This window comes from Aurantiacibacter marinus, from assembly GCF_001021555.1.
In the GTDB taxonomy this organism is placed as follows: Bacteria; Pseudomonadota; Alphaproteobacteria; order Sphingomonadales; family Sphingomonadaceae; genus Alteraurantiacibacter; species Alteraurantiacibacter marinus.
This window is the reverse complement of record NZ_LDCP01000002.1, coordinates 601,817-628,137: the sequence shown is the minus strand read 5'-3', so window position 1 is coordinate 628,137 and position 26,321 is coordinate 601,817. Positions and strand designations below refer to the sequence as shown.

The 26,321-nt window shown below is 58.7% G+C and carries 27 protein-coding genes; 18 read left to right on the top strand and 9 right to left on the bottom strand.

From position 1 onward, the window contains the following. Positions 1–34: 34 nt before the first annotated feature. A complete protein-coding gene (locus AB731_RS09455) occupies positions 35–1,693 on the top strand; it encodes a dipeptidyl-peptidase 3 family protein (protein WP_047093322.1) in 1,659 nt (552 codons plus the stop codon). A 7-nt stretch (positions 1,694–1,700) separates the two neighbouring features. Here AB731_RS09455 and AB731_RS09450 read toward each other — a convergent pair whose 3' ends face one another. After that, positions 1,701–2,342 carry a hypothetical protein gene (locus AB731_RS09450; RefSeq protein WP_156167425.1) on the bottom strand — a complete coding sequence of 214 codons (642 nt, stop codon included), beginning with the start codon at positions 2,340–2,342 and terminating at the stop codon, positions 1,701–1,703. A 190-nt stretch (positions 2,343–2,532) separates the two neighbouring features. Here AB731_RS09450 and trhO point away from each other — a divergent pair, with 190 nt between their 5' ends. Continuing rightward, entirely contained in the window at positions 2,533–3,516 is a 984-nt protein-coding gene (gene trhO / locus AB731_RS09445; protein WP_047093324.1) for an oxygen-dependent tRNA uridine(34) hydroxylase TrhO, read from the top strand. Then, positions 3,509–4,141, top strand: a complete 633-nt coding sequence (locus AB731_RS09440; RefSeq protein WP_047093325.1) for a glutathione S-transferase — start codon at positions 3,509–3,511, stop codon at positions 4,139–4,141. The genes trhO and AB731_RS09440 overlap by 8 nt, the downstream gene beginning before the upstream one ends. Here the strand turns inward: AB731_RS09440 and AB731_RS09435 are convergent. The 4 genes from AB731_RS09435 to AB731_RS09420 form a co-directional block, all read right to left on the bottom strand. Then, positions 4,138–5,154, bottom strand: coding sequence for a TIGR00341 family protein (locus AB731_RS09435; protein ID WP_047093326.1), 1,017 nt, complete (start codon positions 5,152–5,154; stop codon positions 4,138–4,140). The two genes, AB731_RS09440 and AB731_RS09435, sit on opposite strands and share 4 nt — an antisense overlap. 15 nt (positions 5,155–5,169) lie before the next feature. Further along, the gene (locus tag AB731_RS09430; protein WP_197076222.1) at positions 5,170–6,240 is read right to left on the bottom strand and encodes a serine hydrolase domain-containing protein; all 1,071 of its coding nucleotides are present in this window, start codon (positions 6,238–6,240) and stop codon (positions 5,170–5,172) included. 101 nt (positions 6,241–6,341) lie between these two features. Beyond that, positions 6,342–7,133, bottom strand: coding sequence for a helix-turn-helix domain-containing protein (locus tag AB731_RS13815; protein WP_082126431.1), 792 nt, complete (start codon positions 7,131–7,133; stop codon positions 6,342–6,344). After that, complete coding sequence (locus AB731_RS09420) at positions 7,130–8,239, bottom strand: branched-chain amino acid aminotransferase (RefSeq protein WP_047093327.1); 1,110 nt, start codon at positions 8,237–8,239, stop codon at positions 7,130–7,132. The genes AB731_RS13815 and AB731_RS09420 overlap by 4 nt, the downstream gene beginning before the upstream one ends. Before the next feature lie 231 nt (positions 8,240–8,470). On the opposite strand from AB731_RS09420, the gene AB731_RS09415 reads away from it, so the two are divergent. Continuing rightward, positions 8,471–9,949, top strand: coding sequence for an amidase (locus AB731_RS09415; protein ID WP_162199466.1), 1,479 nt, complete (start codon positions 8,471–8,473; stop codon positions 9,947–9,949). Between the two features lie 487 nt (positions 9,950–10,436). On the opposite strand, the gene AB731_RS09410 is transcribed toward AB731_RS09415, so the two are convergent. Continuing rightward, positions 10,437–11,006, bottom strand: a complete 570-nt coding sequence (locus tag AB731_RS09410) for a hypothetical protein (protein WP_052768962.1) — start codon at positions 11,004–11,006, stop codon at positions 10,437–10,439. A 94-nt stretch (positions 11,007–11,100) separates the two neighbouring features. Between AB731_RS09410 and AB731_RS09405 the strand changes: the two genes are divergently transcribed. The 8 genes from AB731_RS09405 to AB731_RS09370 all read left to right on the top strand — a co-directional run bounded on the left by AB731_RS09405 (position 11,101) and on the right by AB731_RS09370 (position 16,562). Beyond that, complete coding sequence (locus AB731_RS09405; RefSeq protein ID WP_047093329.1) at positions 11,101–11,883, top strand: TlyA family RNA methyltransferase; 783 nt, start codon at positions 11,101–11,103, stop codon at positions 11,881–11,883. Between the two features lie 99 nt (positions 11,884–11,982). Next, on the top strand, positions 11,983–12,534 hold the full coding sequence (locus tag AB731_RS09400) for a TspO/MBR family protein (RefSeq protein ID WP_047093330.1): 552 nt from the start codon (positions 11,983–11,985) through the stop codon (positions 12,532–12,534). A gap of 147 nt (positions 12,535–12,681) precedes the next feature. Next, complete coding sequence (locus AB731_RS09395; protein WP_047093331.1) at positions 12,682–12,924, top strand: accessory factor UbiK family protein; 243 nt, start codon at positions 12,682–12,684, stop codon at positions 12,922–12,924. 22 nt (positions 12,925–12,946) lie between these two features. Further along, the gene (locus tag AB731_RS14250; RefSeq protein WP_047093332.1) at positions 12,947–13,195 is read left to right on the top strand and encodes an alpha/beta hydrolase family protein; all 249 of its coding nucleotides are present in this window, start codon (positions 12,947–12,949) and stop codon (positions 13,193–13,195) included. Between the two features lie 11 nt (positions 13,196–13,206). Continuing rightward, the gene (gene recO / locus AB731_RS09385) at positions 13,207–13,806 is read left to right on the top strand and encodes a DNA repair protein RecO (protein ID WP_047093333.1); all 600 of its coding nucleotides are present in this window, start codon (positions 13,207–13,209) and stop codon (positions 13,804–13,806) included. A 1-nt stretch (position 13,807) separates the two neighbouring features. Continuing rightward, complete coding sequence (gene leuB, locus AB731_RS09380; protein ID WP_047093334.1) at positions 13,808–14,869, top strand: 3-isopropylmalate dehydrogenase; 1,062 nt, start codon at positions 13,808–13,810, stop codon at positions 14,867–14,869. Positions 14,870–14,915: 46 nt separating this feature from the next. Next, entirely contained in the window at positions 14,916–16,082 is a 1,167-nt protein-coding gene (locus AB731_RS09375; RefSeq protein WP_047093335.1) for a glycosyltransferase family 2 protein, read from the top strand. Positions 16,083–16,160: 78 nt separating this feature from the next. Further along, a complete protein-coding gene (locus AB731_RS09370) occupies positions 16,161–16,562 on the top strand; it encodes a hypothetical protein (protein WP_156167424.1) in 402 nt (133 codons plus the stop codon). A 102-nt stretch (positions 16,563–16,664) separates the two neighbouring features. Here the strand turns inward: AB731_RS09370 and AB731_RS09365 are convergent, their stop codons facing one another. After that, the gene (locus AB731_RS09365; protein ID WP_047310212.1) at positions 16,665–16,844 is read right to left on the bottom strand and encodes a hypothetical protein; all 180 of its coding nucleotides are present in this window, start codon (positions 16,842–16,844) and stop codon (positions 16,665–16,667) included. Positions 16,845–16,898: 54 nt separating this feature from the next. After that, on the bottom strand, positions 16,899–18,173 hold the full coding sequence (locus AB731_RS09360; protein WP_047093337.1) for a phospholipid carrier-dependent glycosyltransferase: 1,275 nt from the start codon (positions 18,171–18,173) through the stop codon (positions 16,899–16,901). Positions 18,174–18,253: 80 nt separating this feature from the next. Between AB731_RS09360 and AB731_RS09355 the strand changes: the two genes are divergently transcribed. The 5 genes from AB731_RS09355 to AB731_RS09335 all read left to right on the top strand — a co-directional run bounded on the left by AB731_RS09355 (position 18,254) and on the right by AB731_RS09335 (position 22,895). Continuing rightward, positions 18,254–19,462 (top strand): trans-sulfuration enzyme family protein, encoded by a 1,209-nt coding sequence (locus AB731_RS09355; RefSeq protein WP_047093338.1) that lies wholly within the window; start codon positions 18,254–18,256, stop codon positions 19,460–19,462. A gap of 143 nt (positions 19,463–19,605) precedes the next feature. Next, positions 19,606–20,007 (top strand): Co2+/Mg2+ efflux protein ApaG, encoded by a 402-nt coding sequence (apaG, locus tag AB731_RS09350; protein WP_156167438.1) that lies wholly within the window; start codon positions 19,606–19,608, stop codon positions 20,005–20,007. Between the two features lie 239 nt (positions 20,008–20,246). Next, positions 20,247–21,038, top strand: coding sequence for a LysR family transcriptional regulator (locus AB731_RS09345; RefSeq protein WP_047093340.1), 792 nt, complete (start codon positions 20,247–20,249; stop codon positions 21,036–21,038). 10 nt (positions 21,039–21,048) lie between these two features. Then, complete coding sequence (locus AB731_RS09340; protein ID WP_047093341.1) at positions 21,049–21,570, top strand: GNAT family N-acetyltransferase; 522 nt, start codon at positions 21,049–21,051, stop codon at positions 21,568–21,570. Positions 21,571–21,653: 83 nt separating this feature from the next. Beyond that, the gene (locus AB731_RS09335) at positions 21,654–22,895 is read left to right on the top strand and encodes a PPC domain-containing protein (protein WP_047093342.1); all 1,242 of its coding nucleotides are present in this window, start codon (positions 21,654–21,656) and stop codon (positions 22,893–22,895) included. A gap of 88 nt (positions 22,896–22,983) precedes the next feature. Here the strand turns inward: AB731_RS09335 and AB731_RS09330 are convergent, their stop codons facing one another. Beyond that, entirely contained in the window at positions 22,984–23,745 is a 762-nt protein-coding gene (locus tag AB731_RS09330) for a hypothetical protein (protein WP_231638897.1), read from the bottom strand. Positions 23,746–24,046: 301 nt separating this feature from the next. On the opposite strand from AB731_RS09330, the gene AB731_RS09325 reads away from it, so the two are divergent. Continuing rightward, positions 24,047–25,972: an ATP-binding protein gene (locus tag AB731_RS09325; RefSeq protein ID WP_162199467.1), complete on the top strand. Its 1,926-nt coding sequence runs from the start codon at positions 24,047–24,049 to the stop codon at positions 25,970–25,972. Positions 25,973–26,321 lie beyond the last annotated feature (349 nt).

Sequence of the window (26,321 nt, the reverse complement as noted above, 5' to 3'; positions counted from 1 at the left end):
TGGTTTCGCCTGTTCCCAGTCGAAGGACCATGCCATGCGCCGTACCCTTATCGCTCTCAGCCTCGCCGTCGCTCCTGTTGCGCTTTTGGGGGCATGCACCGCCGCCACAGAGCAGGCCGCTACGGGCGGGTATGACATGGCCGCCAGCCGCGCCACCATGGCAGATGTGGAGATGGCGCCGGACACATCCTATCTCACCGATGAAGAACGCCAGGTCGTCAATCTGCTGATCGAGGCGAGCGGATATATGGACGAGATTTACCTGCGCCAGCGCGGCGAAGGCCTGCCGGAGATGCGTAGCCAGATCGAGGCCAGCGGCGATGCCGACACGCTCGATATGTTCGACCGCCATTTCGGCCCGTGGGACAGTGTGGCGGACAACCACCCCTTCTACGGCGACACCGCATGGCCCGAAGGCGCAGGTTTCTATCCGGCAGACCTGACGCGGGAGGAATTCGACGCTTATCTGGAAGCCAACCCTGACCAGCGCGACGCCTTGATGAGCCCCTACACCGTGGTGCGCCGCGACGGGGACGGGTTCGTGGCGGTCCCTTACAGCGAAGAATATGCCGAGTTCCTCCAGCCCGCAGCCGAAAAGCTGCGCGAGGCAGCGGCGATCACCACCAATCCCAGCCTCAAGCGGTTCCTGACGCTGCGCGCCGACAGCTTCGAATCCGATGATTATTTCGAAAGCGAAATGGCGTGGATGGACCTGACCGATACGCCCATCGAAGTCGCCATCGGCCCGTATGAGGTTTACACTGACCGGCTCTACGGAACGAAAACCGCGTTCGAAAGCTTCGTGACGCTGCGGAATCCGGATGAAAGCGCCGCGCTGGATCGCTACGTCGGATATCTGCGCGATATGGAGGGCAACCTCCCCATCGATGCGCAATACCACAATTTCGCGCGCGGGTTCGAAAGCCCGATTGCAGTGGCGGACCAGATCCACGGCGGCGGCGACAATGTGCCCGGCGTGCAGACCATCGCCTTCAACCTGCCCAATGATGAACGGGTGCGCGAAGCCAAGGGCGCGAAGAAGGTGATCCTTGCCAATGTGCTCGGCGCGAAGTTCGATATGATCCTCGATCCGATTGCCGATGTCGTGCTGGCGCAGGATCAGGCCGCATTGGTCAGCCGCCGTTACATGCAGCTGTTCACCCTGTTCCACGAACTCAGCCACTCGCTCGGCCCCGGCAGCATCACCGTGGATGGCCGCACCACCACCGTGAACGAGGAACTGCGCGAGCAATATTCCGCGCTGGAGGAGAGCAAGGCCGATGTCATGGGCATCTACAACCTCCTCTACATGATGGAGCGCGGCGAACTGCCGGTGGCGGAAAAGAGCGAGCTGCTCCAAACCTATTTCGCCGGCCTGTTCCGCACGATGCGGCAGGGCATCGAGTCAGCCCACGGCAAAGGCGCAGCGGCGCAATATGGCTTCCTGCTCGATTACGGTGCGTTTTCTTGGGACGAAGATGCGGGGCATTTCGTGGTGGACGAAGCGAAGCTGGAAAGCGGCATCACCGAATTGCTGCGTACCGAACTGATGCTGCAAGCGACCGGCGATTACGACGGCACCATCGCCTTCTTCGAACGCTACGCCCGGCTGGACGAACATGCCGAGGCCGCGATTGCGGGGATGGACGGCATTCCGGTGGATATCCGCCCGATTTATCCTGACGGGATATGAGGGGGAGCTATCGTCCCTTCAACCATCGCAAAACCCGGTCTGTGAAACTAGATGCTTGGATTACTGGAGAAATACTCGGCGATTGTTTGGAAATTGCAGCTAAGTGCTTATCAATCTTACTCAAACTGTCGGCGATTTGCTTGTCATTAGATTTTGCGAGAACTCCCTTAAGGCCGGAGAACTGTTTCAAATCAATTGTGCAGTTTGAACGGTGTTTTCGACCCAACGCGTCAGCATAAGCGACCGATACATCGAACGGTTTCAGAAAACAGATTTCATCATCGCGATTCCGAGCAAGCTCAAAGCTAATGCCGAAGAGAAAGTGAAATTCGACTGACTCGGGAACCGCAGAAATTGGTGCTCGATCCTCATCATCTTGAAACAAGACTTTATGCATTTCGAAGTCATCCCAATCTGCCAAAATTGAAAATTTGACGTCGAACGCTGGACCCTTTCCCACATTTGCCAAAACAAATTGCACTCCCCCCGTGCCGTCCGGATGAGGTCTGAGGTATGCCGTTATATACGGATTGCTTCCAGCTTTCCGGAGCGCTCTATTTTCAACCCAAAGGGCTGTCGTGAGCAGTGCAAGCACAACTGTTGCAATTGCAGTGATTGCGCCTGCATTTTCGTTTAAAATTTCCAACATTTCGAAGCGGCCCTTAATCGGATGGACTCGGTCGTTCTCAACTGCCCAGCATCGCTTACAGCGCCTGATAGAAGCTTGTGAAAGGCGACTTCGACGGTCTTTTGCGAGAATGGACCTCATGTCCTCCATCTATCCAATTTTCAAGCTCGCGGCCTTGCTCATAAAGGTCGTGCATCGCTAAAGGCTTCCCATGCCAACCGCGTCCACCTCTCTCGACACCCCCATTTGCGTAGCCGCTCTCTATCGCTTCGCCTCCTTCGACGACCCCGAAGCCTTGCGCGCGCCTCTCCAGAAGCTGTGCGACGCCAACGGCATTCGCGGCACGCTGTTGCTCGCGCAAGAGGGCATCAACGGCACAATCGCAGGCTCGCCTGAAGGCGTCGCCAAAGTCCTCGACCACATCCGCGCGCTGCCCGATTGCGCCGATATCGAAGTGAAGTTCTCCGCCGCCGCAAAAATGCCGTTCATGCGGATGAAGGTGCGGGTGAAGTCTGAAATCGTCACCATGGGGCAGGCCGCGCTCGATCCGGCGAACAATGCTGGCACCTATGTCGATCCACAGGACTGGAACGCGCTGATCTCCGACCCGGACACCATCGTGATCGACACGCGCAATGATTACGAGGTCGCGGTCGGTCAATTCGAAGGCGCGGTCGATCCGCAGACGCCGACGTTCAGCGATTTTCCCGAATGGTTCCGCGCAGAGCGGGAGCGTTTGATGGAGGCAGGCGGCGGCAAGCAGCCCAAGGTCGCCATGTATTGCACCGGCGGCATTCGTTGCGAAAAGTCCACCGCGTTTCTCGCCAGCGAGGGGGTGGAGGAGGTCTATCACCTTAAGGGCGGCATCCTGAAATATCTGGAAACCGTGCCTGAAGAACTCAGCCTGTGGCGCGGCGAATGCTTTGTCTTCGATCAGCGGGTGAGCGTCGGCCACGGCCTCAAGCAGGGCAGCTATTCGCTATGCCACGCCTGCCGCCGCCCTGTGACAGCGGAAGACGAGACTTCCGAATTTTACGAAAAGGGGGTCAGCTGTCCGGCCTGTTATGCCGAACGCACCGACGCGCAGCGCGCGTCTTACCGCGAACGGCACCGGCAGGAAAAGCTCGCAGCGGAGCAGGGTCGTGCCCATGTCGGGGCCGTGATACCCAAAAAGGAAAAACCCAAGAATGTCTGACCGCGTCCTCTACAGTTTTCGCCGCTGCCCTTACGCAATGCGTGCGCGCATGGCCCTGGTGGTCAGCAAGACGCGGGTCGAACTGCGCGAAGTGAAGCTGTCGGCCAAACCCGATGCGATGCGCGAAGTTTCCCCCAAGGCCACCGTTCCGGTGCTGGTGCACGGTGACGGCGCCATTCTGGAAGAAAGCATCGACATCATGCGCTGGGCGCTTGGCCACACCGATCCCGAAGGCTGGCTGGCGCGCGATGATGCGGCGCTGATTGCCGAGAATGACGGGCCGTTCAAACACGCGCTCGACCGGTACAAATACCCGGACCGGCATGACAGCGACGCGCTGGAGCACCGGGCGGAAGGCGTGAAATTCCTGCGCAAGCTCGAAGCTCGGCTTGAGAAAAATCCGCAGCTTTGCGGCGAAACGCGCGGGTTGGCCGATGCGGCGATCATGCCGTTTGTGCGCCAGTTTGCGGCCACGGACCGCGACTGGTGGGCCAAGGTGGACCTGCCACGCGTGAAGGCATGGCTGGCAGGGCATATGGAATCCCCGTTGTTCAAGACAGTCATGCAGCGCGAAAAGCCATGGAAGCCGGGTGATGCGCCAATAGCTTTGGCGCTACAAAGCTAAGTCCCGACGCCGAGCAGGATGTGGCCCAGCATCACGGATATCAGGGCGAGCAGCATGGCGATCCATACCGCCAGCGTGCCGCCAGTGATGCGCCAGCTTTTGGGCGGGAGGCCCTGAAACAGGAACATCACGATCCCGGCCACATTCACGCACACCAGATTGGTCAGAAACAGGAAGAAGGCATTGCCGCTTTCTTCCGGATAGCCAGCGCCAAAATAGATACCTGTGGCAGCCAGCGGCGGTACCAGAGCCACAGCCACCATCACGCCCACCAGCGCCGAGGACGCGCCTCTGCTGAACGCAAGAACGCCCGCCGCGCCGCATGCCAGCGCCAGCGTAACATCGGCGGGCTGCACAATGGTGCGGTTATTGAGTTCCGGGATGAGCGGATCGATCGTCACCAGCATACCCACCAGCCATCCTGCCAGGATTGCGAACACGCAGCCTGTCGCCGTGGTCAAGGCTGATCGCGCGCCCAGCCTGGCATTGCCCACCGTTGCCGCCAGAGCCATCCCCATGGTTGGGCCGAGCAGCGGTGCGATGATCATGGCGCCGATCACCACTGCAGTCTGGCCGCTGCGCATCCCAAGACCCGCGATAACCGCCGATAAAACGACGGTGATAAGATACGACGGCGTAATCTTCAGGCTTTCCTCGATGTCGTCGTAAATCTCGTCCGTGTTCAGCCTGTCGCGGCTGAAGAACCGCTCCAGCGCCGTTGGTGGAGGAAGATCGCTGCCAAGCGGCAGTTCTGAATCCGCCGTTTCCTCGATCCGAGGAAGCACCGCCTCGAGCAGCTCGACATGGGCAAGGAAATGGGGATCATCGCCGAATATATCTTCCAGATCATCGAGCAGGCGCTCGGTATAGCGTTGCTGCACGATGCAGGTATATTTTTCCTGCCCGCCCGGAACCGTTTCGCGCCAATATCGGCGGCTATGACGCTTGAGGATAGTCTCAAGCTGCCCGATGCGCCGTTCCGGCAGATAAATCTGGACCTTGCGTGCGGCCAAGCCCTTGCGCTCCTGTTATTGACTGCCGGTTGCAGCTGACGATACAGCCGCGGGCGTGTTTGAAAGTACTGCGGCGGCGCGGCGATCAACCAGTTCGGGCAGGATCAATTCCTCAAAGATATTTTCGCTCCAGCCGTGTGCCTGACCATTGCCGAAATTGGTTGCAGTGATAACCGCGACAGCATCAAGCGCCGGAACAATGATCACCTTGTTGCCGCCATTTCCGCTCATCATCGCGGCTTGGTAGGGTATGCCGTCATGGGTTAATCGATGAAGCCACATAAGATATCCATACCCGATATTGTCACGATCGGGCACCGCAACGCGTTCCTGCATCATTTGCGCGGCCCAGCCTTGGGGCAAAGTGCCGGCTTCATTATCGATCAATAACTGGCCGATGGTGCCCATATCACGCGTACGCAGCGCAAGTCCGCCGCCGCCCTGCGCCAGGCCGAGGGGGGAAAATTGCCATTGCACATTAGTGATACCCAGCGGCGCAAACAGATACGTCTGCGCAAAAGATTCCAGCGGCTGACCGTTCGCCTGCTCGATCACCGCGCCAAGCGTTGAGACACCGGCGGTGCAATATTGGAACGCGCGCCCGTAAGGGCTGCTTTCCGGTCCATTTGCCCATGCGGCAAACCCGCGCGGCGGCAGATCGAGGAAGAAGGCCGGCCAATCCTCGATCGTGTACATCCGCTCTTCATTACCGCGCGACCACGGATTGGAATCGTCGCATTCCAACGGACCGCTCATTGTCAGCAAATCCTGCACCGTCATCGCGTCCTTGCGCGGATCGGGATTGGCGGGCGATGTGCCGGGAAAATAGTCCAGAACGCGCGCTTCTACAGATGGGATATGTCCCTGCTCGATCGCGATACCTGCGAGCATGGCGGTGATGGTCTTTGTGGCTGATCGGGTGTTTCGCAGCGCTTGTGCGCCGCCATCGTCGAAATATTCTTCAAACAGAATATTGCCATGCTGCATCACGAGGACACTGGTGACCGAGCCAACATCGCCCGATTCCACGCGTTCGGTGACCGGGGAAAAGGTATCCTGAGCGTGTGCAGAGGTAGTCATTGCCATGATCATGGCAAAAAAGGGGGCAAGTTTCACTGCAAATCCTGACATAATAACGAATTCGGGAGCATCCCCTAGCGCGCTGCAAGTGCCGGATATTGTATATTTCAAAGCTCTGCGTTCCGTCTGCGCCAACGCCCGGGAGGCGCGCCCATTTCTGCCGAGAACACGCGGGAAAAATGCGCCTGGTCGGTAAATCCCAATTGCAAGGCGATATCTGCCAGCGGCCTGTCTTTTTCGCGCAGCAGAATGCACGCCCGTTCGATACGGCGACGCCGAAGCAGGCGGGCGGCCGAAATTCCGAACCGCGTCCGAAATGCGCTGGAGACATGGTTCGGATGGCATTCTGCCAGTTGGGAAAGCTGCGCCAGATCAAGCCTTTCCGGCGTTTCGCTATCCATGATCGCGGCATAGGCGCGGTGCAGGCGCGAACCTGCCTTGTGCGGTGTGCCTTCCTGTCCGCAGATGATCGCGCGGCTCGCTTCTTGCAGCAACAGCGTTTCCGCATCGGGAAGCTGCCGGACCAGCCGCAGGCAGGCGAAAACAGTCCCCGCGTCACGGACCACGCTGGGTTCTGCCGTACCCGGAACGCCGCGCGGCAGATCGATTGCCAGAAAACTGCCCGTGCCGCGCGCATACCGATCCCGGTGCCACATATCGGGCGGATTGATCACCAATGCGGCTGTCGCCAGCGGGACCGTCTCCTTGTTGGCGGCGGTCAGATATGTGCCCGCGAAAGTGAATACGGCGTGGGGGTTGGCATGTCCGTGGGCAACAATTTTTTCGGGCGGTGCAGCGGCATGCAAAAGCTGGAAGCGCTGATCGGCGCAGCGCCTGTCGGTTTGCTGTAGCCCCCAATATCCGGTGGCAGGATCCGGTCTGGGCAGACTTACATTCACCCCAGCCGTGTGACCCAGCCGTGGGTGTCTTCGATTGTGCCGCGCTGGATTCCGACAAGCTTTTCGCGAATGCTGCTGGTCATCTGTCCGGGGCCGCCGGTGCCGATCGTAAATTCGCCGTCGCGTCCGGCCACTTTGCCAACTGCAGTTACCACGGCAGCGGTGCCGCAGGCGAAGGTTTCCACCAGCTTCCCGCTTGCTGCATCATCGCGCCATTGGTCGATCGAATACATTTCCTCGCGCACATCCAGGCCTTGTTCGCGGCCGAGCGTGATGATGCTTTCGCGGGTGATGCCGGGCAGGATGGTGCCGCGCAGCGGCGGTGTGATCATTGTGCCGTCGTCAAAAACGAAGAACAGGTTCATGCCGCCCAGTTCTTCCACCCATTTGTGTTCTGCCGCGTCGAGGAACACAACCTGATCGTGGCCCTTGGCAAAGGCTTCTCCGGTGGGGACGAGGCTGGCGGCGTAATTCCCGCCGCATTTCGCATCGCCGGTGCCGCCGGGAGCCGCGCGGGTATATTCGCTAACCCAGACAGACACCGCTGGCGCGCCCGATTTGAAGTAGTTGCCCGCGGGGCTTAGAATCACGAGGAATTTGTATTTCTTTGCCGGACGCACGCCCAGAAAATGCTCATTGGCGAACATGAAGGGCCGGATATAGATCGATCCGCCTTCGACGCCGGGGAACCATTCCTTATCGGCGAGCACCACCTGCTTGACCGATTCTACAAACAGATCCTCCGGCAAAGCGGGCATGGCCAGCCGCGCGGCCGATCTGTTGAAGCGGGCGGCATTTTCGCCCGGACGGAACAGCGCCATCGTACCGTCAGAAAGCTTGTAAGCCTTCATCCCTTCGAAGATTTCCTGCGCATAATGCAGCACGCTGGCAGCAGGATCGAGCGAGATCGGGCCGCGCGGGCCGAGCGTGGCGGAGTGCCAGCCCCCCAAAGGACCGTCATGCCCCTCGTCGTAATCGATGGAGATCATGTGATCGGTGAACACCGTTCCGAAACCGGGATCGGCAATCGCTGCCTTGCGGTCTGCATCCGAGACCGGTGCAGGGTGGGCAATGCGTTCAATCGATAGGGCGGGCGCGTTGGCCATGGGCGTGTGTTCTCCTTGCCCTGCGGCGATTAGTCGGGGGCGGGTTTGGAGGCAAGGGGGGTGTGGGTTGGTGTAAGGTGGTGGAATGAGTGCTTGCGGCCCCAGCCTGGATAGTACTGATGCCAGCTTCCGGGATCGCGTCGTGTGTGAGCGACGGTCCGAGTTTGGGGTGGAAAGCGGACTTCAATGCCGATTGGGATGCCTGCAACTTGCACCCTCGATCAACTGCGTTTGAATTCCCCTGATGCAGCGAAGTTGTGTCTTCGCGCCGGATTAAGTGTATGGATTCCGCATTGGGGGGATTGCATGAGTAAACTACATTATTCCGGTATTTGCGAAGTTGCCGAACAAATCGAGAGCGGAAAACTGTCGCCGGTCGATTTGACGCGACATATGCTTGATAGGATCGACGCGATCGACAAAGATCTCAAGAGCTTCATGACGGTAACGAGAGACAGGGCGCTCAAAGAAGCTGAGAAGGCCGAACGTGAGATTGCTGATGGAGATTACCGCGGGCGTCTTCATGGCATCCCAATCGCCATCAAAGACCTTATCGATGCAAAAGACCTTCCAACACAAGGAGGGCTGGCTGTTCTCAAGGGCAATGTCGCGGCTAATGATGCACCGGTATTGAAGAAGCTCTCTGCAGCCGGAGCGATCCTGATTGGAAAGCTCAACATGACCGAAGGCGCGATGGCTGGCTACCACCGTGATTTCGAGATCCCAGTCAATCCATGGAATGCAGGCTACTGGTCTGGGGCTTCGTCGAGTGGATCGGGCGTGTCCGTTGCGGCAGGACTGTGCTTTGCAGCACTTGGGACTGACACAGCAGGCTCGATCCGATTTCCTGCAATGGCCAACGGCGTTGTCGGATTGAAGCCAACGTTTGGCCTGGTCGGGAAGTCCGGTGCTCTCACCCTGGGAGACAGTCTCGACCACATCGGCCCGCTGACCCGTCGTGTTGCTGACGCAGCGATCATGCTGGAAGTAATGGCGGGATACGACAGGTTCGATAGACACTCTCTGGATCGTCCCGTGCCCGATCTGACATCCAATCTGGATGCCGGGATAGCGGGTATGCGTATCGGCTATGATGCGACTTACACTGCAATTGGCGCATCGAAGGAGCTAATTGCCGCGCATGAAGCAGCGCTATTGGAATTGGAAAAGCTCGGGGCGCAGATAGTCGAGGTGAGCGTGCCTTCCCAGACAACCGAATTGATGGATGCCTGGTTTGCTATCTGTGCTTCAGAAGCGGTTGCAGCGCATGCCAAAACCTATCCGGCAAGGGCTGCTGATTATGGCGGTTACTTCGGAGATTTTCTCGCTCTTGGCACAACAATTACGCAAGAGCAGGTTGATGCTGCATGGCAACTCAGGCGTGCTTTTTCGGCAGAGTTCAACGAATTTCTGGCAAGCGTTGACGCACTGGCTCTGCCATCAGGGATCGGTCCGCTACAGAATGACTATGATCTGTATCAGAACGCCGAAGCGCTACAGCCGCTCTTTGACAAGGCGCATCTGGAATATACGGTGCCGTTCGACATGGCAGGTGCACCAGGCCTCACCGTGCGGTGTGGCTTCACCGCAGAAGGGATGCCCTTGGCTATACAGTTTGGCGGCGCCCCTTTCTCTGAAGCTACGCTGTGCCGGATTGGTCATGCCTATGAGCAAGCAACTTCCTGGCACGAGAGCAATCCGCCTATATAGATCGCGCTCGCATATCGATTGTCGCAAATAGCCGATACGGAATTATGCCATTCGAACGCACAATGTCCCCAACTGGGTCGTTAGCAGGCAGTCCGCATTTGGTGGTCGAAGCCGGGAAGTTTGGCAGTCTGCAATTTACTCCAAACCCAACCAGAACCGACCAACCCCACAAATGGGAAGGGCGGCCCTGCCGAAACAGGAACCGCCCTTCGCATGGTCAGCGGTCAGTTAGACCGCCGACGAAGCCTTACTCGGCAAAAAGAAACTACCGAATATGCTCCGCCTGGGTCTTCACCGACCTCGCTACTGAACCATGAGACATCGGATCACCTCCTTTCGCGCTTTTAAGCCAAGGGCCGCGCCGATCACCGGGGGCCCGGGACCTGCGTTCACCGCCGGTCTTGATTGGCAATGTGAATCGCGAAGGGTGTAAAAACAAGCCCCAAAAAATTCTTTTTCACAGCCGGGCTGCAATGCGCCTTGCGGCTTAGTTCCGGCACTCCTCGATCACGCGCGTAACCTCTGGCCAAGCGGGGATATAAAGCACCGGCTCTCCCGCCACCTGAACCGCGAAACGGCCCTTGGAAAAGGCCATCGCGTCAAGAAAGGGGTCGAGCGCGGGGATGCTGGCCGAAAGTATGCTGGCGGAAGCGCCCGACTGCGGTTCGGCGCGCAAATCGCGGTCTGCGGTTTCTGTGCGGATACGCATGGTGCGCGGGTCGCCTGCATTGCTGAGGCGGCCAAACGAAATGCTGCGGTTCGCGCGGTTGCATTGCATGGCAAACAGCGGGATTTGTCCCGCCATGCCGAAGGATGCGATCGGCGTGCCGGTGCTGTCCGAATATGTCCAATCACCCGGCGTGGCGAGATTATCCGCCCAATTGCTTGAAGCCGTGGTGATAGGCGCGGCGGGCTGGACCGGCGTGGGTGCAGGCTGCGCGGCAGGTGAGGGCGTTGGAACAGGGGTCGGCTGGGGTGCCGGGGGAATGCACGCGGTAAGCGCAAACGCGCCGATCAGGGCGGCGGAGCCAAGAAGATGTGTGCGATTTAACTGCATGAAGCGATAACCCTACGAATACCGGGGTGGGTGGAAAAATGTTGCAGCACAAACGCTCTGGCCCTGCCGCATCCTAATCTCTATCGCTTCGCGCATGGTAGAGCGCAAGCCTTCGCGTACCCGCATCGATCAACTGCTTGTCGAACGCGGCGAGACGGACAGCCGCAGCCGTGCGCAGGCGCTGATCATGGCAGGGCTGGTGTTTGCCGGGCCTCCGGGAAAGCTCGAAAGGGTGAACAAGTCCGGTCAGCAAGTTACCGAAAACATTGCAATTGAGGTGCGCGGCCGCGATCATCCTTGGGTCGGGCGCGGGGGCATGAAGCTGGACCATGCAATCCAGCACTTCGGGCTTGATGCGCGCGGCGCGGTGGCAATGGATATCGGCAGCTCCACCGGCGGCTTCACCCAAGTTCTGCTGCATCACGGGGCGGAGCATGTGTTTGCCGTGGATGTCGGCACCAACCAGCTTGCCTGGAAGCTGCGGGAGGATCCGCGCATCACTGTGCTGGAACAGACCAACGCCCGCGCGCTGACCCCTGAAATTATTGACCGGCCCTGTAATTGGGTCGTGTGCGATGCCAGCTTCATTGGCCTTGCCAAAGTGCTGGATGTGCCGCTGAAACTGGCCGCGCCGCGATGCCGCCTCGTCGCGCTGATCAAGCCGCAATTCGAAGTGGCCAAAGGCGAAGTCGGCAAGGGCGGCATCGTCCGCGATCCGGCTTTGCACGCCCGCGTATGTGATGAAGTGACGGCGTGGCTGGAAGCGGGCGGCTGGCGTATCGAAGGGCTGACGGATAGCCCGATTACCGGCACGCAGGGCAATGTGGAATTCCTGATCAACGCGGTCCGCGGCATGGATGACAATGTTACTGAGTGACCCGGTAACGGACACTGGCAACACAGCTATTGGGCGCGGCGGCGCTTGCTCTAGGGCGTTACCGCGGCCAAAACTGCCGTCAAACGAATCGGAGCCTCAATGAATCGTCTCGCTTCTCCCGGTCAATTGCGCGCCAGCCTGCTCCGCTGGGCGCTGTTCATTGTTCCTTCTGTTGTCCTGCTCGGCTTTCTGGCGGGGCAAATGGGCGGAGACGCCAACAGCGCGTGGTTCCAGTCGCTGGACAAACCCGCCATTTTTCCTCCGCCCGCCACTTTCGGGATCGTGTGGGCGATCCTTTACGCGATGATCGGCTTCGCCTTTGCAATGGTCTGCGCGGCATGGGGTTCGGCGAACCGGGGCGTCGCGATTGCCGCTTTCCTGGTGCATCTGGGATTTAACCTGGCGTGGTCGCCGGTGTTCTTCGGTCAGCAGGAAATCCAGTTGGCTCTATATGTCATCATCGCCGTCGATGTGCTGGCAATCCTGACCACGGTACTGTTTTTCAAGGTGCGCAAATGGGCTGGCCTGCTGATGCTGCCCTATCTGGCATGGGTTCTGTTTGCGACCGTGCTGAACTGGCAGTTTCTTGAACTGAACCCCGATCCCGCAGATTTCGACGATGACGGCGCAGTACAGAGCTTCGAGTTCTAATTCGGTAACGCTCGCCGATCCGGGCGCGCATCCTTGGTGCTATTCCCTACGTTTCACTGCCGGGCACCAGCGGGCGGCCATCCGGCCTTGCCAATCTTCGGTTGGTTTTGGGTTGAGATTTTCTGCGAGACGCACCACATAGTGCCCATGCAAAGCGAAAACCCGATCATCGCCGATTTCGTCAAAGTCGCCAATTCCGCAGCGGGAACGCTGGCGGGTATGGGCCGTGAAGCGCGGGACAACGCGCGCGAGAGAATGAAGGAGGCCATGGGCGGCCTCGATTTTGTCTCTCGCGAAGAGTTTGACGCTGTGAAAGACATGGCTGCCAAAGCGCGCGAGCACGCGGAGGCGTTGGAAGCCCGCGTCGCCGCTCTCGAAGCCAAAGGCTGACGCTTCCTGCTATCTGCTGAATGTGGTGTTGCGCGCAGGCCAGATACGCGTGCCCGTGCTGTTTTCGCATGGAGCCATGGACCCGCGCATCGACATTTCCGAAACGGAAATCATGGTGCAGGCCTTGCGCGCCAACGGCACAGAGGCGCCCTTCATTTGCATTCCGGACGAAGGTCGCGCCTGGCAAAAGCTGGCGAGCCGATTGGCCTATTACCGAAAGCAGGCGGAGTTTCTGGAAGAACAGCTTGGGGTGACCGAAGCTAGCGGGTAACGCTTGTGCATATGCACCTGCGCGCCCCCGCCATACTTGTGTCCGCCCGCCAGCACGGCGAAACTGCGGTTATCGGACGGTTTCTGACCGGCGAGTACGGCCTTGTCGCAGCCTATGTTGCAGGCGGGCGCGGGAGGAACCTTCGCCCGGTGGTCATCCCCGGCAATGCCGTGGAAGTGCAGTTTTCAGCCAAATCCGACAGCCAACTGCCCTTTGCCAGGGTGGAACTGACGCAAAGCCGCGGGCCGTGGTTGGGTGAGCCTCTGGCTGCTGCTGCGATTGCATGGCTTTGTGCGCTCACCGCTACGGCGCTGCCGGAACGCCAGCCCTATCCGACTTTGCACGAGGCGCTCGGCGGGGCGCTTGATGCGATCTGCAATGCACCATCTGCGCGCGGCTGGGCAGGCGCCCTGGTGGGATACGAGGTGCTGCTTCTACGCGAAATGGGATATGGCGGCGCAGGCGGTCGACCCGAAGGTGATCTGGCGCAGGTGATCGAGGTGATGGACGACTTGGCAGAGCCGCTGAACCACTACCTGCTTGCCGACCAGCGCGGAGACGTTATGGCCGCGCGCGGACGCTTAAGGGATTTGCTGGGACGGATGGTCTGACATGAAAATCGCATTGCTTGCAGGGGACGGGATCGGCCCGGAAATCATGGCGGAGGCGCGGCGTGTGCTGGATGCGCTCTCATTGCCCGGACTGGTGTTGTTCGAGGGCGATGTGGGAGGCGCGGCCTACAAGCGCCACGGTCATCCTCTGCCGGAAGAAACGCTGGAAATGGCCCGCGCTTCCGATGCCGTGCTGTTCGGCGCGGTCGGCGATCCGGCTTGCGACAATCTGGAACGCCATTTGCGGCCTGAACAGGCGGTGCTTGGCCTGCGCAGTGCGCTCGGCCTGTTCGCCAATCTGCGCCCGGCCACCATGTTTGCCGGGTTGGAGGACATGTCTGCGCTGAGGCCCGAAATCGCGCGGGAAATCGACGTGCTGATTGTGCGTGAGCTCAATGGCGATGTCTATTTCGGCGAAAAGGGAATGCGCACCACGCCTGATGGCGTGCGCGAAGGTTATGACATCATGTCCTATAATGAGGACGAAGTGCGCCGCATCGCCCATGTCGCCTTCCGCGCCGCGCAAGGCCGCAAGAAACGCCTGTGCAGCGTGGACAAGGCGAATGTGCTGGAAACCAGCCAGTTGTGGCGCGATGTAGTGGTGGAAACCGCCGCTGAATATCCCGATGTCACGCTCAGCCACATGTATGTGGACAATGCTGCCATGCAGATGGTGCGCAATCCGGGCCAGTTCGATGTGATGGTCACCGGCAATCTGTTCGGTGATATATTGTCTGATCAGGCCAGTATGTGTGTCGGCTCCATCGGCCTGCTCGCCAGCGCGGCCTTGGGAGAACGGCAAACAGAATTCGGCACGTTCGGCATGTATGAACCTATCCATGGCAGCGCGCCCGATATTGCCGGGCAGGGTACTGCTAATCCTTCTGCAATGATCCTCAGCCTTGCCATGTTGCTGCGCCATTCGCTGGGCCGCGAGGATGACGCTGCGGTGATAGAGGCCGCAGTGGCAAAGACGCTGGACGACGGCATTCTGGGTGCGGATCTGGGCGGATCGGCGGGTACCAGGGCCATTGGCGATGCCGTTCTGGGACGGCTGAAATAATCGGTACGGTAACCTTATGGTTAACAATTCCCCGTAATGCGGGTGCATGCACATGAGTCACAATGATTTCCGGCAGCAGGTAGAAAGCGTCGCCGCTTTGGCGAAGGCGCAAGCGACAGCTCCGTTGGACCTCGCCATCGTTTTGCCCACGCTGAACGAACGGGACAATATCGCCCCAATGGTAGAACGGCTTGAAAAAGCCCTTGGTCCTGCCGGCTGGGAAGCCGTGTTTGTCGATGACAATTCGCATGATGGTACCGCCGAAGAAGCGCGCCGCATCGGGCGCAGCGATCCGCGTATTCGCGTGATCCAGCGCATCGGACGGCGCGGCCTGGCAAGTGCTGCCATCGAAGGCATGTGCGCCACCGCTGCGCCTTATGTGGCGGTTATGGATGCCGATCACCAGCACGATCCCGCGCTGCTTGTCGATATGCTGGCCGCGGTGAAATCGGGTGAGGCTGACCTGGCCTATGCCAGCCGGTTCGCCGTGGGCGGCAATGCCGATGGTCTGTCCTCCAAAGGGCGGGAGAAAGGCAGCAAAGTTGCCAATGCGCTCGCCCGCAAGCTGACAGGTACGGAATTGACCGATGCGATGAGCGGGTTTTTCCTGCTGCGTACTGATCAACTGCGTAAACAGGCTGAAAACCTTTCGGGCATAGGGTTCAAGATCATGCTCGACATTCTCGCGACTGCCCAGCCGCGTCTGAAAGTGAAGGAATTCCCGTTGAAATTCGCAGAACGTCTCGCCGGGGAAAGCAAACTTGATCACGGCGTCGTGCTCGATTTCATTGCGGGCCTGGCTGAACGCTATTTCGGCAAATGGCTGCCAACACGCTTCGTCCTGTTCGGCATGGTCGGGGGTTTGGGCGTCTTCGTCCATATGGCCGTGCTGGCCGCGATTTACTGGCCGCAAACGGTCGCTTTCGGCTGGGCGCAGGCCATCGCGACAATGGTGGCGATGACATTCAACTTCTGGCTCAACAACATGCTGACTTACCGCGACAAGAAGCTTGGCGGAGCGGACGGCATGTTCTGGGGCTGGCTGAAATTCTGCGGAGCGTGCTCGGTCGGGGCTTTCGCCAACGTCGCTGTGGCCACCGTGCTGGAAGAGCAGGGCATGCTGTGGTGGAGCGCGGCACTTGTCGGCGTGGTGATCGCATCTGTCTGGAATTATGCGCTTTCCAGCAAATTTGTCTGGGGCCGTTTCCGGTAATTCGCGTGGTCCTTCATTTCCCCCGCATATGATGGTATTGCCCGCAGCTCGGGTCGCGCCGATCCCTGGGGGAAATTGATGCGAAAACTTATCATGCTTGCCGCGCCGTTGGCGCTTGTTGCCTGCGCCGAACCGGCTGCAGAAGAAGAAGCCGTAATCGACGAGGCGCTTGTTGAGGCGGAAGCACCGGCGATGACAACCGGAAATGGCAGTCCTGCTGGCACGTATTCCGTAACCATGGCTGACGGCTCCATCGGAACGTCCATGTTGAACGCCGACGGTACTTCTCAGAGCATGGATGCAGAAGGCAATGTGGTGCAGGAATCCACATGGGCCATCGTCGACGGGAAAACCTGCTTCACCAGCATCGAAGAGGGCTCCGAACCTGAATGCTGGACCGAAAGCGAACCTGACGAAACCGGAACTTTCACAGCCACGTCTGATGATGGCGAAATCGTGACCGTTTCGCCGCAGGCTTAATTACGTACCACCCAATCCGGCGAGGCGGGCTGCTTTCGGGCTGCCCGCCTTTGCTATTTTCGCTCCGCCGATATCAGGTGGTGCCGGGCGGATAATTCTGGATCAGCTGGTTGCGTAGCTGTTTGGAAAAGCGCCGCCGTCGAATCCGGCGGGGCCTGCCGCAGCGCTGATGCTGGTAGCGGTCTTGTCGCAATCCACGCAGGCCGGAGTCGTCCAGACTTTAAGAGCTTTCGGCATGTCGTGATCAATCATGGTCGCCCCCCATTTGTAAAAGATCGCCATAGCACGGCCGCGCCATCAGGCACAGCGCCCGCCAACGTCCTTATCCGGCAAAGCTCAACGCCATCCGCCTATCCATGCCCAGCGCAGGAAATCCTGTGGATCGTCCAACGGTGCAGCGGTCAGGATTGGAAACCAGTAGATGAATACCCCCGCAGCAGCGACCGCCAGTGTGATGGGAATCAAGCGTTCCCCGCGTTGCCACAAATGCTCTACGGCCAGCGCCATCGCGCCGCTTATGAACATTCCCGGCAGGAAGTAGTGGAAGTAGAATTGTACCGCCTTGGGCGCCAATATCCACAGGGCGAGGCTGACGAGAAAAAGCAATACCAGCGCCAGCATATCCTTGCGCCCTGTCCGCCAGCCTTCCCATGCGCACCAGCCCATGGCCAGCAGGCCGAACCACATGGTCACCGGATTGCCGATCAGCATGACGCCGCGCTGCGCCCCGTCGATAAATTCGTAAAGATACCAGATCGAACGGCTGTTGCTGACCCATTGCCACCATTCGCTTTGATAAGGATGCCCCTGCGGCACCTGCGTTTGCAGCGCGAGCATGTGCTGGTGCAGGTCGATCAGCCCGGTCGAATTGCCTGACGGAACCGACCAATACAGAAACGGCCAGAAGGTAAGGGCATAGACCGCCAAAGGTAGCAGCCCGAGCCAGATACCCGCTTCCCACAAAGGAATGCCTGCGACCGGCCAACCGCGGCGAGAGGTCAGGAAATGCCGCCGACCCGCTGCAAGCCTGGCGCCGAAGAAGGCGAGGCCGGGCAGTACGGCGAGCGGTATGGCATTCCATTTGCTGGCCATCGCGCAGCCGAGCGCAACGCCGCTGATCACAAGCCGCCAGCGCCCTGTTTCGTTCTCCCGCACGGCACCGGCAAACATCCACAGCGCGACCATGATGAAAGCGACCATGAACACATCGAGCATTGCAATGCGGGCATGGACGAACAGCAGGAAGTTGGTGCTGACAAACAGACCTGTCAGCAGGCTGGCGGCGCGCGTCTGGCTGGAAAACCACGCCGCCCGCATCGCTGCAAACAGGGCGAGCGCGCCGAAAATCACGCTGAAAACGCGCCAGCCGAAAGGCCCGTCACCAAACAGCCAGATGCCCAGTGCCATCAATTGTTTGCCGAGCGGGGGATGTTCTACATTTGTCGCAAAGCCCAAATCCAGCACAGCACGTGCGGCCGGCAGGTAATGCACTTCATCGAAATATGGCTGGGTCGGTGTGCTGATCCGCACCAGCGCCAGTGCCATAAAGACAAGCGCGATGAGGATGTTCCAGGCAAACGGATCGCGGGGATGATCTGGCGGAGCGCTCATAAGATAATCTGTTCGATAAATGGGCGCAGGGCCAAGAGCAATTGGCAAATCACACCATCGCCCCTAAACCCCGCGCCATCATGAAAAAGACTACCGGAACCGATCCCGCCATCACCGCCAAGTGGCGTCCCGCCACGCAGGCTGTGCGCGCTGGCACCAATCGCAGCCATCACGGCGAGACGAGCGAAGCGCTCTATCTTACCAGCGGTTTTGCCTATGACAGCGCCGAGGAAGTCGCCGCGCGTTTCGCAGGCGAGGCAGAAGGGATGCAATATTCCCGCTTCAAAAACCCCACAGTGGAAATGGCGCAAGCGCGCATCGCCGCGATGGAAGGGGCAGAGGCATGCCTGATGCAGGCGAGCGGCATGGCGGCGATGACCGGTTCCTTGTTATGTATGCTCAGCGCAGGCGATCACGTGGTTGCAGGCCGTGCCGCGTTCGGCTCCTGCCGCTGGATTCTTGACAATGTGCTGAACCGTTTCGGCATCACCCACACCGCGATCGACGGGACGGACAACGCCGCGTGGGAAGCCGCCGTGCAGCCCAATACCAAGGCGTTTTTCTTCGAAACGCCTGCGAATCCCACGATGGACATTGTCGATCTGGAATTTGTGTGCGGTCTGGCGCGGTCCAAGGGGATCAAGACGGTAGTCGACAACGCCTTTGCCACGCCGGTGCTGCAACGTCCGCTGGATTTCGGGGCGGATATTGTCGCTTATTCCGCCACAAAACTGATGGACGGGCAGGGCCGCGTGATGGCGGGCGCGGTGTGTTCCAGTACTGCATGGATCGAGGAATATCTCAGCCCGTTCCAGCGCAACACCGGGCCGATCTGCGCGCCGTTTAACGCGTGGGTAGTGATGAAAGGGCTGGAAACACTGCCCCTGCGCGCGCCTGCACAAAGCGCCAATGCGGTGCTGGTCGCGCAATTCCTTGAAGACAAGGGCCTGCGCGTGCTGCACCCCGGCCTGCCCAGCCATCCGCAATATGCGCTGACGCAAAAGCAGATGGTCGCCGCCGGACCGATCTTCGCCTTTCATGCGCCGGCAGGTCAGGAACAGGCGATGGCGCTGTGCAACGCGCTGGAGTTGATCGATATCTCCAACAATATCGGCGATTCCAAATCGCTGATGTGCCACCCCGCCAGCACCACGCATTACAACATGGGCGCAGAAGGCCGCGCAGAAGCGGGCATCGAAGACGGCATGCTGCGCATCAATGTCGGGCTGGAAGACCCGCTCGATCTGATCGAGGATCTCGACCGGGCACTGGGCAAGGTCGGGCTTTAGGTCCGCGCAAGGGAGAAGTGCCTGAATCCGGTCCCGCAAAGCCTGGATACGGCGGATAGAAGCTGCTGGTAGAGGATATCGGCCAAAGCCCCCTTTGCCGCGCAAGTGAAGTCCGCTACGCTGTGTGCATGGCTTTCGATGCGATCTCTTCCCTGTTCCAGCATGTTGCGATCACGAAAGATGTGACCGTGCGCGTTGCGGTGAATTTCATGCCCGAACAGTCTCGGATCGGCGCGGGACGGTGGTTCTGGGTGTATCATATCCGAATCGAAAATGGCCGTGATGAACGCGTACAGCTGAAAACACGGCATTGGCGCATCACCGATTCCCTGGGCATGGTGAACATCGTCGACGGCGAAGGCGTGGTCGGGGAAACTCCGCTGCTGGAGCCGGGGCAGACACATGATTATGTGTCCGGCTGCGAGCTGACAACTAATCAGGGCACTATGGAGGGGTTCTACACCTTCGCCCACGACGACGGCACGCTGTTCGAAGTGGCGATCCCGATGTTCTCGTTGGCTGCACCTGCGGATTCTTCAGTTTAATCTCATGCGCCGCCGGCGCTTGATCGAAATTGCCGTCCAAAAAACTTTATGCGGAAGGCGGGTGTCGCCATTTCAGCGAAGATCGCAGTCAGGCCGATCGCGAAATTGATCATGTACTGTTGCCGGTATGAAACGGCCGGCATTGATCATGATGCGGCACTGCGATCAAGCAGCGTGGTATGATCGTGTGCGCTGCGGCTTGCCGAGGTGCTTTTGCCTGCCTAAGTGCAGCTTGACACATGAAACGCACACATCTTCCCCTCAACGCCTTGCGCGTTTTCGATGCCGCCGCCCGGCACCTCAGCTTCACCCGCGCGGCGGACGAACTGGCGGTAACGCCTGCCGCCGTGGGCCAGCAGATTCGCGCGCTGGAAGATGTGTTGGGAGTCGTCTTGTTCCGGCGCACGTCGAAAGGGCTGGAATTGACGGATGAGGCCGATGCCGGGCTTGATGCCCTGCGCGAAGGCTTCCTTCGGTTCGAGGAGAGCGTGCAGGGCATGCAGGCTGGCCAGTCCAGCAGCCATTTCGCCATTGCCGCGCCGCGCGAATTTTACGCGCAATGGCTCGCACCGCGTCTGGCAGAATTCCAGAAAGCCAACCCGGAGGCCAAGTTCCTGCTGGTGGCTGACGAAAATGCCGATTTCACCGAAAGCAATCTTGATCTGGCCATCCGGCTTGTGGACGGCCCCGATGATCTGGAAGGCGCGCAGCTTATTCAGGGCTGCCGCGTGACCGTGGCCGCTCCGGGTGCTCCGGACATCTGGATCAGCTGGCCCACGTATGAACCGCCGCAAGGCGCAGCCATTGGATTGCAGGTCGGGAATGCCGGGCAGGTCTTGTCGTCCGTGATAGCCGGAATGGGCCGCGCGATCCTGCCAATGCCTTTGGTAGAGGATGCGCTGGCGGGTGGGCGGCTTGAAGTGATCGGACAATCCGAAGACTGCCGCCGCGCCTACTGGCTACTCGCCCCGCGCCCGCAATGGCGGCAGAAAAAGGTGCAAGCTCTGGTGGCGTTTTTGACCCAGAACTGAGAAATCTTGAATGACTGACACGCCAACGCTGACCACCGATCGCTTTGTCTGCCGTGCTTTGGAAGCAGGCGATACAGAGGCCTTCTGGCCGGCCTTCAGCGATGCAGCACAGATGCGTTACTGGTCTCGCGGGCCATTTAACGAAATGGACAAGCTGCGCGAATATCTGCTCGACAGCAGTGCAGGGCGAAGCTGGGTGGCAGTCCCCAAAAAGGGCGGCGCCCCTGTATTTCGGCTGTTTACGAGTGAGAGCAGCCCCGGTGTCGCAGAAATCGGATATATCATGATCCCGGGGCATGAAGGGCAAGGCATTGCGCGCGAATGTCTGTCGGCATTGATCACCCACCTGTTTCGCGCAGATGGCTATCACCGGATATTTGGTGATGTTGACCCGCGCAACACTGCATCCGCGCGCCTGCTGCTGGACCTTGGCTTCACGCGGGAGGCGCATTTGCGCCATGCCATGAAAACGCACATTGGCTGGTGCGACACCTGGTTGTTCGGCCTTCTCTGCGATGAATGGCAAGGCTAGGACTGATTAAGTTACAACGCGCTAGAAACCCGGGACTGCCGCCGGTAGTAACAGGGAAACAACTTCGAAGAGGGGCATATTCTATGAGATTCGGATTCACCAAGACGGCACTGCTTATCGGCGCTGCTGCAATGCTTACGCCCGCCACGGCCAGTGCTCAGGTCAACCTTGATGCGGCGCAAAGCGATGTCCGCGTTTTCCAGGGCACGGTAGATGGCGAGGCGGCCACCTTTGAAGTAACCGTGCCGGCGGGTTCGATCATGCAGATCGATGTGCTGTCCACGTCCGACCTCGATCCTATCGTAACAGTCACCGATGCCGCCACCGGCGATGTGATTGCAGAGGATGATGACGGCGGTGACAACCTCAATTCCCGCGTACGCATTCGCGGTGAGGAAGGCCGGCGCATTGTAATCTCGGTCAACAGCTTCGATGCGACATGGGTGGAAGAAGGGGAGACCTATGGCGGCAGTTTCGACCTGCGCCTTGCCACCAGCACCTATACCGCACCTGTCACGCGCACCGTAACCTACGGGTCACGCGAAACCGGCACTGTTCAGGGTGAACCGGACCTGTTCACGTTTACGGCGCAGGCCGGCGACATGATCGAAGTCGCGCTGCTGTCCGAAGGTGAGCTCGATCCGTATCTCGAACTGCGCGATGCCGATGGCGAGACGATCAATATGGATGATGACGGCGGCAACGGCCTCAATTCGCTGTTGACGCATGTTTTTGAAGAAGCAGGCACCTACACCATCGCGGCGATGGGTTATGGCGAAAGCACGGGCGATTACACCCTGCGCGTCCGTGAACGCCGTACCGCCATGGCGCAGTTGCCGTTGCAGATGATCGGCCTGAATGACGAGGCAACGGGTGAACTTTCCTCACCGTGGATGGAAGACGGGATGCGTCCCAGCTCGATCCTGTATCAGCTCAGCCCTGCCGCACTGGCGACGATCCGCAGTGGCGCCGGGCAGATCACCATTCGCATGAACGCAGCCGAAGGCGGCGATCCTGATTTCGGTTCGGACATCGATCCGTTTGTCGAACTGGGCTTCGACACGCCGCTCGGTTTTGCGGTGGCGACATCGGATGACGATGGTTCGGGCACGCTCAACGCGATGCTGCCGGTCGATCTTGGCCTGCTGGCAGATCACCCCGGCCTGCTTGATATGATGCGTATCCGCGTAACCGGTCTTGGCGGATCGGCTGGCGCCTACACGCTTACCATTACCGAAGGTATGGAAGAGCGTGTGGAGAACGTGATGGGAGACGAGTATTCAATTCCCGCTCCGCCCGTGCCGATGGTAATGCCGGCGGACTGACCGGACGCACCTTTCAAGAACCACATGAGAAGGGCGGGGGCAACTCCGCCCTTTTTCCGTTGGTCCCCATGCGTTGCTGCTCTTGCCGCTACTTTCCCGCCGGTTCCAGCCCGCCCTCTGACAGGAGGCGCTGCGCTTGCGCCTTGCGTTCGCGCATCAGGTCGAGCTTGGCATTGAGGCTGGCGAGCACTTCGTCCTTGCTCTGGCGCATGGCGGAGCGGTGCTCTGCCAGCACCTCTGCGCGGATGCGTTCGTACAGCGGGTGGCCGGGCAGCACCTGCGCGCCGTAACGGTCTGCGCGGCGCTGGCGCAGGAGGAACATCACCAGCGCCTCGTTATGCCGCCGCTCCGTGCCGAGCAGCTTGCCGGAGGAGACGACCAGCCGCTCCTCCCCCTCTATCGCCCGCTGGAGCGCGCAATCCTCCAGCCGCGCAATGCCGCAATCAACCGCCGCCTCCCACGCAGCACGAAAGCCCTCTGCACCGGGCCGCTGGCGCAGCTTGTACAAAGCCTCCAGCGAAGCGCCGATGTGCCTGGCGGCCTGTTTGACGATGCCGGTGGCGGCCAGATGCGCGATAAAGCGGCGCTGGCGATCAGGCGTGATGGAGTTCTTGCGCGGATTGGTGTGCGGGACGGGGGTGAAGTCCAGCAACGGATCATCCTCGGGGAGGGGCGAGGCGGCGGGCGCGGTGACGTAGCTGGTGGCCCGCGCCCGGGCCCGCACCGCCGGGTCCTCGCGGCGAGGTGTCTGGGGGTGCGCGGAGATTTCGGGATCGGTGAGACGGTCCTCGGGCGCTGTTTCAGAGAGGGGGCTGGCGATAGCGCGGGTGTTGGTGTGGTGATTGCTCATGCGGGATGGGGAGCATGGGGGTGAGGGTGTAGGAAAGTGATAACCTCAAAATTAGGGAAATCTCGAAACTCCCGTTCTGTTTTCCCCTTTTCTGCTCAGTGATTTTTGCCGTTACCAAAAGCTGTTGCGCGCAATGCAAGTTGGACAGCCGCTTTGCCAAAGCTGCCATGCACGTTCACTTGAAAACAGTTTCTTTGTGAGTCTGTTGCGCGTAGTCGAAAGACAAATCCCCTATCTATGAAAGTTCTCACACGCGATGACCTTCGTCCCATTCGATCCTCTGGAATTTAAGAATACCCACGTGAACGAGGCCGCACTTGCGGCGCTAAAGCGCGAGATTACTAACATCCTGAGTTCATATGTCGGTTGGTATGATCCATTCTCCGAGTTAATCCAAAACGCACTCGATGCCGTGGAGGCCAGGCGGGCTCTCGAGGCGAGCGATGGCAACAAAGCAAATTATGTTCCGACTGTGTCTATTCTAATAGATATTGTGAATAATTCGCTGACAGTATCAGACAACGGAATTGGTCTCGATGAGCAAAAATTCCAGCAATTTTTAGCTCCTAATTTCTCTTTCAAGTCGGGAAACACAAGGGGCCACAAAGGCGTTGGCGCGACGTATGTAGCGTACGGATTCAATTACATGAGGATTGAAACCAAGACACCTGGATTTGCGGCCGCCGGTCGGATCCGAGGAGCTAGAAATTGGCTCTATGAAATGGGTGCGGCGGCAAATCCAAGGATTGAACCCTCCGACGGCCAGTCTGCCGATCCTGAGTTCAGTAACTTTGAGCGTGGCGTATCGATAACAGTCAGATTTGATGACTCCACTCACCCTAGAAAGCTGAGCTGGGTGATGGCCGACGACGCTGAGAAGTGGGCAAACATTTTGGCCATAAAAACTGGCCTAGGTTCTGTTGTGGAAGATGACTCCATAAAGACCAAAATCGTAGTTAGAAGCGAAAATGGCGAAACCTCGATCGAGCCCGACAGTGTCGCTTACTTGTGGCTTCATAAGCAAGGTGGGAAGATCGCGAGAATACGGGATGTCGATGCGGAAGCACGGAGACTATTTGAAAAGTTTGGTCCGGGTCGAGCACTTCCGGATAAATTTCGTCAATTGGATTTTCTCTGGGACACCTGGTCAGCAGATGAAATCGCGCAAATTATGGGTGCTGATCTAGCTGAGGAGGAACGAGAGGTATTAGAAAGATACGTTCCGACTATTTCTGTAGAATTTGGATACACCGCTAAACTTTGGACAAAATTTAATAAAAGCTTGGGCATTAGGAGCAATTACAAAGTTCTTCATGCGGGGATACAGCTTGCCGCAAACCGTATGCCTCAGGGAGAGCCGCTCGTAATCCCATTGGACCGCAACATCGGCCGCCAAAATCAAATCCATTTTTTGGTTCATTTCGACAATTATTCTCCAGACATGGGCCGAAAGGGTTTTCATCGAGAATTGGCAGATTTTTCAAAATCGGTTGCGAAGAAAATAACGGATAGCATACTTGCGAAACTGCGTTCTCAGCTAAAGGCGAACACTGGAGTTGCTCCAGATTTGGTGCGGGAATTAAAAGTTAGTGAGTGGAAGGAGAGAATGCTCGCGCATGAAGGTAATTTGCCTCTTAAGCTTGAGAGCGAACATTTCTTTGCTCCTACCGAGCGGGTATCTGTGACCTCAGAGCCAACGCGCGAGCAGGACGTAATTGCACTTTTCAATCAACTTATCGCTGGCGGAGTGGTGCGTGGGCTTCAAATTATGTCCACAAACGAACGTTTTACATATGATGGCTTAGTAAAAATTGCTTTTGACTTGCCCAGCGAACTTTATGTCTATGATGAGGCCTCAAATCCGTTGGGAGTGACATTGGAACTATCTGAGGCGCTCAGTGGGAAGGTCACACCACCTCGCATTTTAGAATACAAATTTTCATTGGATGGGCTTGTCGAGGACTTCGATACGCATGACAAAAATGTGAATGATGTCGATCTTTGCGTTTGTTGGCAAACCGGAAGCCTTTATTCTGAGCGTTATGGCATTACCTCTTTATTGATACCTGAGAATGCAGATCAGCGACAGTTCCATGGAGTTACCCATACTTTGACCGATTTAGAAAATGGGGCGAAACTTTGCGATTTGATAGTTCTTTCAGAGTTGATTGAGGCTTTGAATGAGCCAGAGGCCAGCAGTGAGCGCCAGAGAAACAAATACGAGTAGTAGATAGCGATCACTTGACCCCCACACCAAATCCAATTAAGTGCGCCCTCATCCAAGGCATGCTCTAACCAGCGGCCATGGTCAGATAGAGCTGAACATTGCCGGTCATGTCCCGGGGCTCCTCGCATTAGTGAGGGGCTCTTTTCTATTGGGGCGGTAGCGATACCGCCGGGGCAGCCGCCAAAGTAACCCGGTGCCTTTGTGCGTTCGGGTGGAGTGTTTCAGGCTCGTGCAATTGTCCGCGTCCGGCGGGTTGGAGGCAATGTCCTCTGGCAGCCTCAGGACGAACGGGCTTTATTTGCACGGACCTTTCAAACAATCCATCCGGTGCCTTTGGTGCCACTCATTT